Annotated in this window: 15 protein-coding genes; 7 read left to right on the forward strand and 8 right to left on the reverse strand. The window is 40.9% G+C overall.

Annotated features, from left to right (window positions below):
• Nucleotides 1-98: 98 nt before the first annotated feature.
• The 6 genes from GVK91_RS14600 to GVK91_RS14625 all read right to left on the reverse strand — a co-directional run bounded on the left by GVK91_RS14600 (nt 99) and on the right by GVK91_RS14625 (nt 10,474).
• Entirely contained in the window at nt 99-1,853 is a 1,755-nt protein-coding gene (locus tag GVK91_RS14600) for a family 43 glycosylhydrolase (RefSeq protein ID WP_159729647.1), read from the reverse strand.
• A gap of 157 nt (nt 1,854-2,010) precedes the next feature.
• Nucleotides 2,011-4,008 carry a RagB/SusD family nutrient uptake outer membrane protein gene (locus GVK91_RS14605; protein WP_159729649.1) on the reverse strand — a complete coding sequence of 666 codons (1,998 nt, stop codon included), beginning with the start codon at nt 4,006-4,008 and terminating at the stop codon, nt 2,011-2,013.
• A gap of 11 nt (nt 4,009-4,019) precedes the next feature.
• Nucleotides 4,020-7,220 carry a TonB-dependent receptor gene (locus tag GVK91_RS14610; protein WP_159729651.1) on the reverse strand — a complete coding sequence of 1,067 codons (3,201 nt, stop codon included), beginning with the start codon at nt 7,218-7,220 and terminating at the stop codon, nt 4,020-4,022.
• A gap of 507 nt (nt 7,221-7,727) precedes the next feature.
• On the reverse strand, nt 7,728-8,174 hold the full coding sequence (locus tag GVK91_RS14615) for a nuclear transport factor 2 family protein (RefSeq protein ID WP_159729653.1): 447 nt from the start codon (nt 8,172-8,174) through the stop codon (nt 7,728-7,730).
• A 510-nt stretch (nt 8,175-8,684) separates the two neighbouring features.
• The gene (locus GVK91_RS14620) at nt 8,685-9,899 is read right to left on the reverse strand and encodes an outer membrane beta-barrel protein (protein WP_159729655.1); all 1,215 of its coding nucleotides are present in this window, start codon (nt 9,897-9,899) and stop codon (nt 8,685-8,687) included.
• Nucleotides 9,896-10,474, reverse strand: a complete 579-nt coding sequence (locus GVK91_RS14625) for an RNA polymerase sigma factor (RefSeq protein WP_120335478.1) — start codon at nt 10,472-10,474, stop codon at nt 9,896-9,898. The genes GVK91_RS14620 and GVK91_RS14625 overlap by 4 nt, the downstream gene beginning before the upstream one ends.
• Nucleotides 10,475-10,636: 162 nt before the next feature.
• On the opposite strand from GVK91_RS14625, the gene GVK91_RS14630 reads away from it, so the two are divergent.
• The 4 genes from GVK91_RS14630 to GVK91_RS14645 are packed head-to-tail and all read left to right on the forward strand — an operon-like array spanning nt 10,637 to nt 13,436.
• Nucleotides 10,637-11,494 (forward strand): hypothetical protein, encoded by an 858-nt coding sequence (locus GVK91_RS14630; RefSeq protein WP_159729657.1) that lies wholly within the window; start codon nt 10,637-10,639, stop codon nt 11,492-11,494.
• 23 nt (nt 11,495-11,517) lie between these two features.
• Nucleotides 11,518-11,925, forward strand: a complete 408-nt coding sequence (locus GVK91_RS14635; RefSeq protein WP_159729659.1) for a cytochrome c — start codon at nt 11,518-11,520, stop codon at nt 11,923-11,925.
• A 10-nt stretch (nt 11,926-11,935) separates the two neighbouring features.
• Nucleotides 11,936-12,487 (forward strand): YceI family protein, encoded by a 552-nt coding sequence (locus tag GVK91_RS14640; protein WP_159729661.1) that lies wholly within the window; start codon nt 11,936-11,938, stop codon nt 12,485-12,487.
• A gap of 19 nt (nt 12,488-12,506) precedes the next feature.
• The gene (locus tag GVK91_RS14645; protein ID WP_159729663.1) at nt 12,507-13,436 is read left to right on the forward strand and encodes a DUF5777 family beta-barrel protein; all 930 of its coding nucleotides are present in this window, start codon (nt 12,507-12,509) and stop codon (nt 13,434-13,436) included.
• Between the two features lie 155 nt (nt 13,437-13,591).
• Here the strand turns inward: GVK91_RS14645 and GVK91_RS14650 are convergent, their stop codons facing one another.
• Both GVK91_RS14650 and GVK91_RS14655 read right to left on the reverse strand, forming a co-directional pair.
• Complete coding sequence (locus GVK91_RS14650; RefSeq protein ID WP_046672091.1) at nt 13,592-13,777, reverse strand: CsbD family protein; 186 nt, start codon at nt 13,775-13,777, stop codon at nt 13,592-13,594.
• A gap of 127 nt (nt 13,778-13,904) precedes the next feature.
• Complete coding sequence (locus GVK91_RS14655) at nt 13,905-14,300, reverse strand: hypothetical protein (RefSeq protein ID WP_075991410.1); 396 nt, start codon at nt 14,298-14,300, stop codon at nt 13,905-13,907.
• 326 nt (nt 14,301-14,626) lie between these two features.
• Here GVK91_RS14655 and GVK91_RS14660 point away from each other — a divergent pair, with 326 nt between their 5' ends.
• The 3 genes from GVK91_RS14660 (at nt 14,627) to GVK91_RS14670 (ending at nt 16,670) form a co-directional block, all read left to right on the forward strand.
• On the forward strand, nt 14,627-14,992 hold the full coding sequence (locus GVK91_RS14660; protein WP_159729665.1) for a hypothetical protein: 366 nt from the start codon (nt 14,627-14,629) through the stop codon (nt 14,990-14,992).
• Between the two features lie 79 nt (nt 14,993-15,071).
• On the forward strand, nt 15,072-15,602 hold the full coding sequence (locus tag GVK91_RS14665; RefSeq protein ID WP_153847021.1) for a sigma-70 family RNA polymerase sigma factor: 531 nt from the start codon (nt 15,072-15,074) through the stop codon (nt 15,600-15,602).
• Between the two features lie 42 nt (nt 15,603-15,644).
• Nucleotides 15,645-16,670 (forward strand): FecR family protein, encoded by a 1,026-nt coding sequence (locus GVK91_RS14670; protein WP_159729667.1) that lies wholly within the window; start codon nt 15,645-15,647, stop codon nt 16,668-16,670.
• The last annotated feature ends 10 nt before the right edge of the window (nt 16,671-16,680 follow it).

The following is a 16,680-nucleotide window of genomic DNA, read 5'->3' on the forward strand; positions in this document are numbered from 1 at the left end:
TGCCTGTTGCCTGTATCAGAACTGTAACCTGTTTTGCTGGTGCCTTGCAACTGATTTGTTTAACTGAATCTGGGTTGAGTCCGGACTATAGGGTCGAATTAGTGAAATACACTTAAATCCCACTGATCCTTCCAATTTATCTGTACTTTTTCATTCTGGAGATCAACCGGAAGCCAGATATATCTGCTATCCATAAGATCTTTGGGATTCCAGCGGTCGGCCATAAAGATAAAGGAATCCTTTTTTCCTGCGACAGGAAGGATAAATGTCGATTGGCCACCATAAGTCAACGCCGAATTTGGTCCTTGCATTGGATCCCCAAGGGATTTCCAAGGGCCAAAAAGATCTGTAGCAACATGAAGCTCTGCACGATTTGGATCCCAGCCAGTGCATCCGCTGGTGATCAGATAATACTTATCTTTGTACTTGAATAAAGCTGGGGCTTCCCTATGATTTCGGAAGAGTAAGGAATCTTTCGCTGTCACATGCAGGTAATCATCGGTTAATTGAACCAGGCGTAAGGCATAGTTTTCATCCGATGAATAGATTTGGTAAGCCTTGCCATCGGTGTCAACAAATAGGCCCATGTCGCGGGACATATTGTTATTTGGCCGGAAGCTATGGACAAACTGAAAAGGCCCAAGCGGAGAGTCACTGGTAGCAACGGCGGCCCTGGCTGCTGCATAACCTTGCCCTTTCAGCTCGAGATGGAACCACATCACATATTTCTTCAGCTGATCGTGATAGATAACCTTTGGCCGCTCCATAATACAGCCCCAAGCAATATCGCTTGTAGAATCTGTGCTAGGTGTGAGAGCCAATCCTTCAAACTTCCAGTTATACAAATCATTGGATGAGTACACATTGACTCCCTGGGATGTAGTTCCGCCACGTTTCTCACCGTACCAATAATATTTTCCATTTTGATGAAGTACGCCGCCGCCATGCGCATTGATCACATGACCGGACTGGTCTTTCCATATTTCCCCTGGCGTAAAACTATGCATCTCAGCATGTTCCTTTTTTTGATAAACCCGGACATAATCAATTTCATATTTTGCAGGAAGTAATTTATCAGCTATCGTGCCGCCATTTATTCCGCCGAGGGCCAAATTTAACAGGAGATAATGCGGTTGGGTAAATGGATTGAATCCGGTACCATCCCGATTGACCAATTGATCCATAGGAACGTGAAGCATTTCCATATCGTCCACATAAAGCGTAATAGCGTCTTCATCCCAAATCATTCGCCAGGTATGAAACTGATCTGCCCAAGCCTTTCCGCCAAGATCTTTGACTGCTTTTGTCTTACCAAACCAATGTGCTTTCCAGCGTTGGTCAGTACCGGTTGCGATATTAGCCAATATATTGCCACGGTAATATTCCATGATATCTATTTCACCATTGGATGGCCATTCTTTGGTGGTGCCTAACGTCCAGAATGCAGGCCAAAGGCCCTCACCAACTGGGATACGTGCCCGGATTTCAAAAATTCCGTATTTCCAGCTCTGCTTTCCTAAAGTATTTATCGAAGCCGAAGTATAGGTTATCTTTTTACGGCTGGCAATCCAATCATGACTACCCTGAATAAAACCCGGATGATTACGTTGTTCTTTTTTTGCTTCAATAACCAACAGGCCATTACGACAGGAAACGTTTTCCTTTTGATACCACTGCTCTTCCCGGTTACGTTTGAAACCTTCTTCATAACTCCATTTAGTCGTGTCGGGTGCACCATTATAATCAAACTCATCCGACCATACCAATGTATACTGTGGTGGGACGGGCTGTTGACTATATGCGGCAAAACAACTTGACAGCAAACTAAGACAGACAGGTAAAAGTTTTTTCATGATTTAGTTTAAGTTTCTTTGAGCTAACAGCTCTTGATTATCAGTAAACAAAAATATCCCCCTTTTTCTGCGTGATCAAGGGGGATATTGAGTCAAAAAGAGGGATATATTCGTATTTGTGTAATAATGAGATGACACATATCCATTTTCATATTTTCTACAGTCCGGTTGGGGCAGTTCCACTGATAAGTGACCATCCTGGATTTTGATAAATAACAGAATTTTCTGCTGTTCCATCATCCGAAGTCAACTGGAAATGTTCTATGGCAATGGGTGCGAGGTAATGTGCCATGGCAAATTTTACACCGGTATAAGACAGGGCATTGCTTCTGATCTCCAATGGTCTGAGGTATTCACTCCGTGCGGGATCCGAAACGACAGATTTATCATTGGTAGCACCATAAATCAGCTGTTCGGGTTTATACCAATCTTTCATCGGTCCCCAAAGTTTAAAACCTTCAAAATGGTCTGCTGTTGTAATCAGCTGATCCATTGCCCGCCAACGCTTGAGATCCATCCAACGCAGACCTTCCGCCATAAGTTCGCTTCTGCGTTCGCGACGTATATTGTACAAGGTTGGTGACACAAACTGTCCTGCAGAATACGCACCCCAATCTTTCTTCTCTTTCTCCATTTGTGTTGCCGCAATGGTTGCATTGAAATCTTGGTCGACCTTAGCACGTGTACGCAATGAGCGCCAATAGGCCTGCGCCTTCGTATCTAAATTTTGATTCTTTTCATAACAAGCCTCCATATAATTGAGGTAAGCTTCGGTAGCTCGGAAGGTAATGCTACCCGTAAATCCCTGACCGTTGAGCGTTTGTAAACCGTCGTATGAAATGCCTTTACGAATTGTATAACCTGTTGTGTAACGTCGTTCCCAATCGGTATCGTATACAGTCGGGGTGGGCTCTATGAGCGTGTAGTGCGTACCTTGTCCAATATTGACCAATACATTCTTTTGGCCGGGCTCTTTTAAAAACAATTGTAAACGACCATCGCGATTCTTCCGAACATCTGCGATGTAATCATCGCCAGCATAACCGCTGCCCGAAGCGTAAATAGGCAGTCCATTGGACATCAGGAAGCTTTCAACAAGGCCGCGTGTCAAACCAACCGCATAATTGCCACGCTGTGCATATACCGGTACATTGTGTGTCACCAGGCTTTGATTATATTGTCGCCACAAAAGTACTTCGCCATAGCTGGACATATCCACGGCACCAAACATACTGAAGTAAGGATTCTCATTGTTGGCAGATTCTATTATCCCGGTATTGCTCACCAGCGGCACATTATCAGCAACCGCAGCTGCCGATTCCATGGCCTGCGTTAAAAAGTAGTCGATCTCTCCAGCAATACTTCCCGTCGGGAATGCATAATTGCTATTGTATGATTTTGCTGCACCAGGCCATCCTGGTCCTTTAGGGACGAATGCGGTTCCGCTGAAGTATTTGAGCCAGGTACCTTCGTACAAAGCTACTCGGGACTTGAAAAGCTGGGCTACATTTTTTGAGATCCGCTGTTTTTTACCATCAGGAGAACTTTGGTTCAGCAAGGTAATAGCCGAATCCAAGTCAGAAAGAATAAAACGAGCGACTTCATTTCTTGGCGAACGCTTACTTGCTTCTACCAAAATATTCTTGTCCTTATCCGACATCACATTGCGAATAATAGGAAAATCACCCAAGGCCTGCAATTTCCCAAAGTAAACGTAGGCCCGTAAAAAATAGGCTTCACCGATATAATGTGATATATTACTGGAATTTCCGAGAATACGATTTTCTTTCCATTTGGGAACCACCGTATTTATAAAATAATTCATCTGATAAATACTTGAAAAATCCCAGTCACCGCCATTCGATCCTACGCGCCATTGGCCCGGAATAAACTTGTTATCGAGTGTTGGAATAGCCATATTGTCTGTGTTTCCGTCTATGCCGAAAGTGCCAAATGACCAGTTGCCGTGCGAAGGAAATAGTCCAGCATATTGATTTACGGTATAAGCAGCAAGTTGTGACTCCTCATCCAGATAAGCTTCAGGTATAATGGACGAAGGGGGTGCAATATCCAAATATTTATTGCAGGAAGCTAGACCTACCAAAGCGACAAGGCCCAATTGCATCAATCTAAAAATAGTACTATTGAATTTCATAATAAATCGACTTAAAATGTAACACTTAAACCTGCAGACCAGACTTTAGTCAATGGGTAAACGGTTCCGTTGCTTCCGCCATCAATAGTTTCGGGATCAAACATTCCCGCTACACTTGAGCCGGTCCAGATATTTTCTCCGGAAACGTATACACGCAAACGCTCTACACCGAAATGTTTTGTTGTTTCTTTCGGCAAGGTATAGCCCAGCTGAATATTTTTTATGCGGATATAGGCTGCGTTCTGCAAAAAGCGCGTCTGCGTCTGCTGGTTTTTAGCAGTACCAAAAACAGGACGTGCGTAATATGCTTCAAGATTTTCACCCAGGGGATTATCGGCAGTACGGAAATAATCAAGATGATCGACCAAGCCCGTTGACCACCATTTTGAAGTTGCTCCCCAAAAATAGTAGCCCCCTTGCCAATAATCGCGTTTCATGACACCTTGCATAAAAATACTAAAGTCAAAATTTTTGTAGTCCGCATTCAGATTCAATCCAAAGGAGTAACGCGGTGTGCTGTTTCCAATCACACGACGATCACCCGGATCGGCCTCTGTATTACTTCCACCATCTATTTTTCCGTCTCCATTAAGATCAGCATACATGATATCTCCTGCCCCCCATTGTGTTCCTAATGCATTTTGTCCACCATTGGGCAAGCTCGCCAAATGCTGGCTCATTTGTTCTTCTGTTTTGGCAATACCAAGGGTTTGATACCCCCATATTTCACCCAGCTTTTGACCTTCACGATAGTTTGATAATGACCCTATTGCGTTAGGATAGCGTGTTACTGTTGTGGTATAATCGGACAAGAGGAACTTTGCTCCATATGCAAAACCACTGGCAGTACGGTCATTCCAGCCCAGGGTAGCTTCAAATCCTTTTGTTTTTAAATCGGTATTGTTTGTTTGAGGAACTGTTGTGCCTAATGTATTTGGCAACTGCGGAGCTGGGCCGACCATATTAAATGTTTTCCGTTCGAAGACCTCAAAAGACCCAGAAAGACGGCTATTTAAAAATGCAAAATCGACACCTAAGTTTTTCGTATTGATAGATTCCCAGGTCAATAAAGCACTTACGAGGCCTGGAGCCGATGCAGAATTTGGTCGCGCATTATTGATCAGCCAAGCACCATTGGCTGTCCCCGTTGGTTGGGTGACATAAGTCGGATACCAGACATCGGTATTTTGATTACCTAGCTCTCCGTAGGAAGCTCTTAATTTCAGCATATTAATAAATGGTGCCGACTCTACAAGGAAGTTTTCTTTGGCGATGTTCCATCCTGCAGAAACTGAAGGAAACCAGCCCCAGCGGCTATCGCTACGGAAACGTGATGAACCGTCATAGCGCAAATTAGCTTCCAATAGATATTTTTCAGCATAATTGTAATTCAATCGGCCGAAGAAACCCGCTGTTGCCCATTTTTGATATTCGCCAGAGACGGAAGGCACTACTGCTTTTCCATTGATATCTGTGCCGGAAGTCAGATTCAATACCGGTTGATCCGGGATAATGATTCCATCACGTTGCACACCGAGATTGCGATAGGCCGTGTGTTCAATCTGACCACCGACCATAACTTTAAAATGATGGTCACCCCAGCTTTTATCGTAATCAGAAAAGATATTGATGTTATAATAGTTTTCCTTTAAACCAAATTCGTAGACGTTTGAAGAGTTTTTATACAAATAAGGATCACCATTTACGTCATGATTGTAAAGACGCTGCGAATCCCAGTGACGAAATTGAGTTGTGGTCCTATAGTTAAAATTACCGGTTGTACGCCATCCTTTAATTGGTTCAAGGATCAGTTGTAACTGTTGATAAATATAATCCTTACTGGATTTATCCTGTCCGCCTTCTTTCATGGCAAGTGCAGGTGAAGGAGAACTGAACAAGTATCCATTCGGATCATAAAGTGGCAGCGTTGGCCAGCCCTGTCTTCCTAAATCATCGTAAAAACTATTGGTCAATGCCGCAGGACGGTCGTAGTCTTCACGTACCAACCTAGCGTTGTAATTTACCTGAAAGATGTCAGATACTTTAGAATTGATTTTAGCCGCAACAGAGTAACGGTCGTAATGGTCTGTATTGAAGGCCATCAATCCTTGTTGCTTCATGAAATTGCCAGAAAGGTAATAGGTTGTTTTTTCGGTTCCACCATTGAGACTTAGGTTGTGCTCCTGGGCAAAAGCCTGATCCCGGTACATGACATCGAACCAATCGTTATTGTCGTTACCATAGGCATATCCTTCAGCCCAGTACAACTTATTATTCGGATCGACAATGGTCGAATTTTTCAGGCTTCCGTTTTGATAATCCAAGATGCGCTGCAGATGCTCCGCGGAGAAATGTGGTGAACCGCCTGCATTGACTTCGGCCTGATTGAAATATTGAGCAAAAGTGTAAGAGTCCATCATCTTAGGCATCAATGTCGGTGCGTTCATACGAAAGCTATTATTATAATTTACCGAAGTACGTCCAGCCTTTCCAGATTTTGTGGTGACCAAAATAACCCCAAAAGCGGCTCTAGAACCATAGATTGAAGCAGCACCGGCATCTTTCAATACAGACACACTTTCGATATCTTGTGGATTTAATGCCGCCAAAGATCCTTCAGAACCGTCAATTAGGACCAATGGTGCCGAAGAAGATGTTCCGATTGTACCTGTCCCCCGAATGTTAATGGATGGATTGGTTTCCATAGTACCTGAGTTTTGAGAAATATTTAAGCCCGGCGCCAGTCCTTGCAGTGCCTGGATAGCATTTCTTACGGGTCTATTTTCCAGCTGCTTGGCATCAACCACCGCAACAGAACCAGTCAGGTTTGTTTTTTTCTGCGAGCCAAAACCAACGACCACCACTTCATCCAAAACATCTCCTTCGGAAGCATCAAGCTGCACGTTAAGCTCGTAGTTCCCTTGGCTGATCTGTTTAAGCTGACTGAATTCAAAGCGCTGTTTCGCATAGCCTAGAAAGGTAAATTCTAATGCCGTGACTGTCGCAGCACTGAGTGTATATTTCCCTTGTGTATCTGTCTGCGCCTGCATTGTGGAACCGATATTTTTAACGGTCACTCCAGCAAGTGGCCTGTTATTTTCGGTAACCTGGCCCCGTACAGTTATTGACTGTGCATAAGTCTGCTGTAAGCTTAAAAGTAAAAAGCAGATACAACAAAGCCAGCGCTGTGTTAATACTATTTTCCTTTTCATAAGTAAAACTGTTTAGTGATTAAATAATATTTTGATGAAGAGTAACATGGCAATATGAGGTAGCAATATTGCGTTCCATTAGGAATTCAAGGATCAAACAATCCACTTTTGATTGGTAAATTCATCATAATTAAACTTGGTTATTTAGCTGTTTTTGAGTTTTAGCCAACTTACTTTCCCTCCACCTATTTTTTATGTGATTTGGAGAGGGTATTCATCTAATCAGGCAAACACTCTTGGTTATTTAACATCGTCAACACAATAAAACGTCATATTGACACTTGCAATATTATCAAAAACGTTACAGAGGAAGGGGGGTAGAATCTTCTTATTTTAAGGGGTAAATTCGTCAATTTAGGCTTTTTGACCTTGTTAAAGGATATTCTGGTTAAGGCAGACAAAAAAAGCCACATCTCCCGACGTGGCTTCTAAACTAAATTTATAAACATGTTATTCACTAGGGATCAGCTTTTGGTATAACTGAACTGGCCCCAAAATTATGAGCTTCTATTTATAGGAATTGATCGATTTGGATACTCTCCAGTCTTTACCTTCACGCACTAAGGTAACAAGATCGGTTTTGGTGAAATTTTCAAATTTCAAAGTAACCCTGGCCACCATATAATCTGTAGACTGTTCAACTACATCTGTGCTAACCGCACAATTCAGGTAGATATTTTTTTGCTTTTTCAAGGATTTAACCACTTCATAGCGGCTATATGACTTTAAGGTGCCCGTTTGTACCTTTAGATTAAAGTCTTCAGCAAACAACTGTTCTATTCCAGCCGACTCACCTTCAGTGATCACGGCGACATAGTGCTCTAGCGCAAAGTCTGCGGTTGATAGATTAACGCTGACTGGGTTTGATTTTGAACCCGGTCCTTCAGCTGCCATAGCAAACGTTGATACGGCCATTAAAGCTGCTACTGTGAATGTTTTTACAAGAGTTTTCATACTATCTTTTTTTGTTTTTTTACCTTGCTTATCTGTTGACTCAAAACGATCGCTCCAAATGCTTGTTGCCCACGGATTTTAGATCAATAACCAGCAAAAGTCGCTGAATGACTGAAATGAAAAAGTAAACTTCAAAATGCATAAAGAACATACGATCAATTTTAATAGCTCCGTGCCAAAGACCATACCAGTTGGCCCCAAGGTTCATTTATGCCTTTTAAAGCCCATTATGGGCGATTTAAGCTCTTCTTCAAAAAACGAAATGTACGTATGCGAACAGTTATTAACCGAATTGTTCACATACGTACAGCACATTAAAATGTAATAGAAGTTTAATTTTCTGTGCATTTTAAAGAGACGATATACAATAAAAAAAAATGTACATGTTTGCCTGATCAGAAAGGTCAGGTGCCAATTTTTTTCGGGGGGGGGGGACAAACAGGCTAGTAACAGGGGTACAAGCTCACTAAACTAGGTTTAAGTGGTCATCTTCGAGGGAATATATCGGAATTACAAACTCATTCCCAAGGTAAACGCGACGCCTTTAGATTCCAGGTCCACATTTCCGTAGCCTATCCCTGTCAATGGCATTTTAACAAAAGGTTTTACACCGATGTTAATTTTATCATTGATTTTCTTCTCAATGGAGATCGAAAAATCGGCAACACCGAAGATATGCTGGTTCTCTCCATTCACTTCATAGACGGCACTTTTCTGAGATCCACCGTAGCTACCTCCGTTTTCATAATCAAAAGTGTATTTTTCCTTTAGCATAAAATAACTCGAAAGTCCTGCGCTAACATTAAACTTCACTTTTTTACTTTTCAATACCGTATAACTTGCTGTCAATGGTACATCAATAACATCACATACAGCACTCACATTGCTTGGCAATTGCGTCATTTCCGGCGGATTTGATGGCGCATAAAACTTATAAGCTGACTTATAATTCTTTTTAGCATAGGTGGCTCCCACAGACACACTTAATCCTTTTGTGAGGGGATAAGAATAAGCCAAACCGATATTCTCACTAAGTGAGGATTTGCCTGCTCCACGCACGCTTGTGAGATCTGGTCCCGCCAAGAAACTTACAACCGACCGTTCTCTTTCCTGTCCTTCGGATCCGATACCTTCTTTAGGCTGATAGATGGCTGCCAGACGCTCCCCTAGCCCTTCAACCGGTTCTTCTCTTAAGTTGAAATGAGGCAATCTCGGATTGTTATAGTCCATGCGTGGAATTGTAAATACAGTATTCAGTTTTCTTTCTTGCACGCCTATCGGATATGCATTGGTTATCTTTCCCAAACGAATATCCTTCAGGACGATGGTTTCATTTAAAATCTGTAATGCACGATTCGTGCGTTTGATCGGCTGAAATTCAGTCCAACGCTCATCCTGTTTGGCTTCGTCTAGCGAATTTTCCTTAGGTTGAACAGTTTTGCTCTCTGGAACCTCTTTTTTTGGCGAAATACCGGCCTCATTTATTTCACTTTGTAAATGACTCGATCTAAATAACGCGCTATTCCAAATAAAAAAGACCGTTAAAACTGCTGCCAACGTGGCTGCCCAAGTCATTAAAACGACTATCTTGCGTCTCTTTGAACGTCTTTCATTGTCTAACCGCGATTCTATATCTTGCCAATGTGATTCATCAAAGTCAAAGTTAGTATCACTTAGGCCCTCCTTAAATAATTCATCAATCTTGTTCTTATCCTTTTCCATCATCTTTTCTCTTCCGTTTTACCAAATTTTACCCCTTGAACTTCCACCATTTCTGCCAGTCGGCCACGTGCCTTATGCAGATTAGATTTTGATGTTCCAATGGCAATACCCAACATGCCACTAATTTCTTCGTGTCCATAACCATCGATCGCATAGAGATTGAACACTGTCCTATAGGCGGGTGGAAGCTGCTGCACCATGGCCAATAAATCTTCATAGTTTAACTTTTGACTGATGCTATCATCTTCAACAATGGTATGCTCATACATGGAAACATCGACCAAAATGCCCTGTTTAATCTTTGCTCGATAAAAATCAATTGCAGTATTTGTCATGATTTTTTTGATCCATATAGAAAAAGGCTTCTGAAAATCATATTTACTGATATTTTTAAAAACCTTGAAAAAGCCTTCATTTAAAATACTTATGGCATCCTCTCTGTGATTAGCGTAACGCAGACATATCCCTAAAGACATAGCGTAGTAGATAGTATAAAGATCTTTCTGAGCCCTGCGGTCCTCATCAATACATCCTTTAATAATATGGATAGATTTTTCGTCAACTTCTGTTATCGCCACTCGCTATTGCTTCTTTCTTTTGATAAATATAGTATTAAGTCTATTACGAGTAGATAATCGAAAAGGTTGCCTGCAAAAAATATTTTTTTTCAGCGCGATTTCAAAGCAACCTTTACGCTGACCTGATCGTAATATCAAGACATTATTTTAAAACATACAATTATGAAATCAAACCAAAAACAAGTCAAATTAACCTTTATAGGTGGTCTATTGGCCTTAGCGATGTTTTCTGCATGTTCAAAAAGCGATGGTGAGCCTGGCAATGTCGAAAATAAAAACAAGGGCGTGCAAATGTCTGCCAATACACAGTTTGGCAATATTCTGACCGATGCCGACGGTAAAACACTCTATTTCTTTTCGAATGATACAAAGGGAACTTCGACCTGCAGCGGTAATTGTATAGCCACTTGGCCGGTTTATTACAGCAGCGAAACAAGTACAGACCTGAAAATTGACAAAAGCCTGCTCGGTGAAATAACACGTGAAGATGGTTCCAAACAAAGTACATATAAGGGCTGGCCTCTTTACTACTATGCAGGCGATAGTCAATCTGGTCAGGTGAAAGGAGATGCTGTCAATAAAATATGGTATGTGGCCAAACCAGATTATTTACTCATGGTGGCCAATGCACAACTTATTGGACACGATACTAAAAACTATTTAGGTGACTACATCGAAGGAACTGGAAAAACAATTTATCTGACAGATGATAAGGGCAGAACGCTGTATGCTTTTAAACCCGACAAATTCAACAAAAACAATTATACTGCTGCAGATTTCAGTAATGATGCGACCTGGCCTATCTTTCAAAAAGAGACGGGAGCTCTGCCTTCCCTTGTTCGTACAGCTGACATTGCTGTCATTACCGTCTATGGAAAGAAACAATTAACTTTCAAAGGATGGCCCTTATATTACTTCGGCCAGGATATACAACGCGGAGACAACAAAGGAATAAGTTTCCCACGCGTTGGTGTTTGGCCAATCGTAAATGACAACACAGCCGTTGCTCCTGCTAACTAAGTCAAGACTAACTATTCAAACTTATGGAACAAAATCTAAAAACGACAAATCCTTGCCTCAGCGCACATCGTTACTTTGTTATTTCACTCTTGACCTTAACGGTTCTCTCGTTCTCGGCCTGTACCAAAAAGCAAGCACAAGAACTTACAAGCAATCCGGATAACGGAACTGAAACGGTGACAGTCCAGAATGTGTCCTATACGAATTTTTCTAAAGTACTCTTTGAAACGAAATGTAGTTCATGCCACGCAGCAGGACGTTCGGCTAGTGGACGATGGACGTTCAGTGGTTATACCTCTGTCAAAGACCATATTGCAAAGATTAACAATGCAGTACTGGTGACCAAATCCATGCCACTGGGCGGCTCACTCACAGCAAAAGAAATAGAACTGCTGGATGCATGGATTAAGAGAAATTCACCTGAAAATTAATGTTATACCTATGAACAAAATCAACATTTATATAGCGCTCTTCATGATGCTCATTAGTATGAAGACATTTGCGCAACAAAAGGCTTCCCTTGTTTCAAAAGAGACCAGCATCACCTTTTTCAGTAATGCACCATTGGAAGACATCGAAGCCAAAAGTATCTTAGGTGCTTCAGCGATGAACCTCCAAAGCGGAGATATCATCTTTCGGGTAAAAAATACATCTTTTCAATTTGACAAAAAGCTCATGCAAGAGCATTTCAATGAAAATTACATGGAAAGTGATCGATATCCCCTATCAGAATTTAAAGGTAAAGTCGAAAATGCAGACAAATTAACAAAGGACGGCAACTATACGCTGAACGTAACGGGCGCACTTCAGATCCATGGGGTTACCAAACCTTACAGCACCAAGGCTGCGTTTATTGTTAAAGATGGGACATTAAAAGCTGTTACAAGTTTTCAGGTAAAACTCGCCGATCACAAAATTTCTATTCCTTCCATCGTCGGAAAAAAAATTGCTGAAGTAGTAAAAATCACCGTTGATGCGACCTACAAACCATAACTACTCGAATTCATTGCAAATGAGAAAAACACTATTTATACTCCTGTGCTTTACTTTCACAAAGTTATTTGCACAGGAAGACCTTGATAAATTAATCCATATCGATGGGGTTAAAAATGAAAAAGTCACTGCAACCTTTAAATCCGGTAACCTGATCAACCTTAAGACGACAGAAACAATTCACCGACGTGAAATGGACTTTAGAGTAGATCACCGTTTTGGCGATATCGCAGGCGCCGCCGGTGGAGGGAAGAATTTCTTCGGCCTCGATAATTCGACCGACATCCGAATCGGTTTTGATTACGGTCTATCAGATAATCTAAACATTGGAATCGCCCGCACGAAGGGCGCAACAGAGGTTAGACAACTCTTTGAGGGTAATGTGAAATACCGATTTATCGAACAAACGGTCGACAATAATGTACCTGTTTCCGTTGCTTTTTTTGGAAGTACAACCCTATCTGCAATGGAAGCCAGCCCGGATAAATCTTCGGCAGCAAGCTTTGAAGACTTCAATGACCGATTGAGTTATGTGACGCAGCTCATCATTGCCCGTAAATTTAGCTCAAATCTATCGCTCGTTGTGGTACCGACCTATCTTCACCGGAACTATACGGCTTATAACGATCAGAATGATGTATTTGCTGTTGGTATTGGCGGGCGGGCCAAGGTCAGCAATAGGATCGCATTAGTAGCAGACTATACATTACCTTTCCGAAAGTCGTCGAACAAAAAATACCGTGAAGATGTAAGCGGACAGCGTTATTATAATGCATTAGGTGTCGGTTTGGAAATGGATACCGGAGGACATATCTTCCATCTCAATTTTACCAATGCCACCGCAATACAAGAATCTCAGTTTATTAGCGAAACAAATAGCTCCTGGGGTAAGGGACAATTCCGCTGGGGATTTAGCATTGCACGCCGTTTCAATTTTAACAAAAAATAAAAAGTAAATTGCTCCATCGGGGACTTGGAAAGAAAAGAATCTATCCAAAGCAATAGGAATTCAAAATGCTCAAAATCCTCATGAGTGATATGGCCTTAAATAAAAAAAGCGGATAACAATGCTGTTACCCGCTTTTTTATCACACAATTCTAAACCTACAAGTCATTTAACCACTTATTTACCTCATCTTGTGTTTTACCGGTCTTCTTTTGAAGTTTACCTACCAACTCATCTTCTTTGCCCTCGGCATACAATAGATCATCATCAGTAAGATCTGCATATTGTTGTTTTACCTTACCTTTGATTTCGTTCCAACGGCCTTTCCATGTTAATTCGCTCATAATTATTTCCTTTCGTTGTTTACTAATAGAACAGTATCGTACAGCTAATCGTTTAAAAAATAATGTTATAAAATGTTAATTCTATAACATTCACCTGGTAAACAAGCACTTTCTATTCTTCATAATATTATTTCCGGTTACAATTGGCCGTCCATACCTTGCTGTCTTTTGTATAACCAATTGTCAATTTACCGGCATCAATACGGATAACTCCTGTACCTGCCGAACCAATGTTGACCAAGACGTTATCCTTTTTTTCAAAATCTACGCCGTTGAGATTTGGAATCCCATTTCCAAAAGCGAAATTATAGGTATCGCCAACTTTTGTTACGGTAACTGTTCCTTCTGCAGCGGCAACATCATTGTCATTGTTATTCATATCATCATACGAGATAGTGCCTTCATATTTACCAACAAAAAGATCGTTGTCGGCCGGATCATCGTCTTTGCTACATGATGTAAAGCCTACTAAAACCGTTAAAATAAGCATACCTAGTCCCAGTGTTTGAATTAATTTTTTCATACGTTGATGTGTTAATGTGAATACTCTATTTTATTACAGCTGGGTAAAATTCAAACTTTATGCCAGTCCAAATACAGCCATAGAAACACCCGTATCAAACACTTAAGAAGGGGTATAAATACCGAACTAGCGAATAAATACACAACGATCGTATACAGATATCCGTTAAACACCCCATTTCTATTAATAAGTCATTATGATTTTTTTGTATTTTTAAGACCATAACTGGTTTTCCCAGCACATTGGAGTAATCTAACTCCAATGTAGTAGGAAAAACCTCCGGTATGATGCATGATTAGATCCCATATAAAAAAACAGCCTTATTTATGAAATTATTTTCCGTCTTTCTATTTTTCATTGCCCTCCAGTCTTGCACCGCTCAGCGGATAGAAAAAAAAGAAAAAGGCTCTTTGTATATCAATACATCAATCCCCGCACATAGTTCCTTAGCCATCTCAACAGAAGATGCCAGTCCATTTTCCATTACAGCTAAAAAAACATCGACCGGTCGGCTAAAAATTTTGAATGAATCAGAGGAGATTGAGATGGAGAAGAACAAAACATACACACTGAATGTCAACCAGAAAGGGAACATCGTATTCCTAAATCAATCCAATCAAGGAACTAATATCCAATTGAGAGTCTATAACCATACATCGAAGATCATTCAGAAAACAAATCTCATCCACTAAGAAAAGAGGCAAAATATTTTTTAAAAAACTTGCAGCGAAAGCGCATTATCGCTAAATTCATTTATTCCAAGCCTACACTATGGAAATCAATTATGCGCTTATCGTTCGAAGATTCGAGGAATATTTTGACCTATGGAGTTCCAAAGTATATCAATATGCAGTCCATAAAACCAAATCTTCTTATCTAGCCGAAGAAACTGTACAGCGTGTATTTATCAAACTCTGGAAAAATATGAGTGACAAAAATATCGATGCCACCATAGAATCCCAAATTTTCTGTATCACCCGAACAGTGGTGATCGATCTGGTCAAGGCAGAGTATAACCGAAAGAAACTTCTGGATCACGATCAGACATTTGTCTTGCGCCATAGCCCTCAGGATGATTTTTATGCCAAACAACTTACATCCACAATCCATGAAATTGTCGATAAACTACCGGAGAAACGCAAGGAGATTTTTATGCTAAGCCGGTTTTCTAATCTTTCGCATAAGGAAATTGCGGACAAGCTGGCCATATCGACGAAAACTGTGGAGAACCAATTGACACTAGCACTAAAAACCATTCGAAAGGCTTTACTGTTCAGTATGCTGGTGCAAATTATTTTTTAATTTCTTTGGGGGGTACCTCATTTTCAATCGTAATCTTTATACATGAAGATTACAAAAACACTCATCGACAAATACCTAAGCGGTAAAGCCAGTGCGGAAGAAATTGCCGCAGTAGAAAATGCGCTGGCCAATAACGAGTTTTATTGGGAAGATTTTATGCCGGAAACGGAATGGCAAGCATATGAGATGGATTCGGATTTTAAAAACCAAAAGGAAATAAAAGCACGTATTTTCAAACAAATAGGACAAAAAAATAAAGATCGTTTCAGCTGGTTAAAATATGCGGCTATTATCTTCTTCATTGGAATCGGGGCTTGGCTGGGATTAAACCAGATCGATTCTCCTAAATATAACACCGCATACCGTAGCGCGAAGAAAGTCCAGCCAACACTGCAGGAGCAACCAAGTAATTTATATTATATCAATTCAGGTAATACCATTCAACAAATTGCAGTTCCAGACGGTTCTACGATCGACCTATACCCCAATTCTGAAGTAAAGTTCAGTTCAGATTTCACAACTATTAGCGCGCGAGAAATCCAATTAAAAGGTAAAGCCAAATTTACGGTAGCAAAGGATAAAACAAAGCCTTTTCGCGTTCATACGGCAGATTTGACAACAACCGCACTTGGCACTGTTTTCAGTGTGGAAGAAGGTGGTAGCGCGATTACAAAAATAAAACTCTATGAAGGCCGTATTGAAGTCAAAAGCAATCAGCGTCCTGAAAATAAACAGACCTTAAATCTACAGTTTCAACCCAACGAAGAAATCAGCATTGATCGCAAGCTACAACAGATCATTGCCGAAACCCGAGTCAATACTTCTCAATCCAGCAAAAGGGGGTCTTACTTAAAAACTAGCGGACAGCTGATCTTTAAAAACCTCCCATTACAAGATGTACTTCACATCATCAGTCATAATTATGGCCTTAAACTAAGCTTTGAACCTAAAGATATACAAGATAAATACTATAGTGGAACGTATAAAAATACAGCATTAGCATACGTCAACATGCTAGCTGATATCCAAGCACTCCATAAAATAACCATTCATGTACAAACCGAATAAAATTCACTCA

The organism is Sphingobacterium sp. 18053, assembly GCF_902706145.1.
GTDB lineage: Bacteria > Bacteroidota > Bacteroidia > Sphingobacteriales > Sphingobacteriaceae > Sphingobacterium > Sphingobacterium paramultivorum.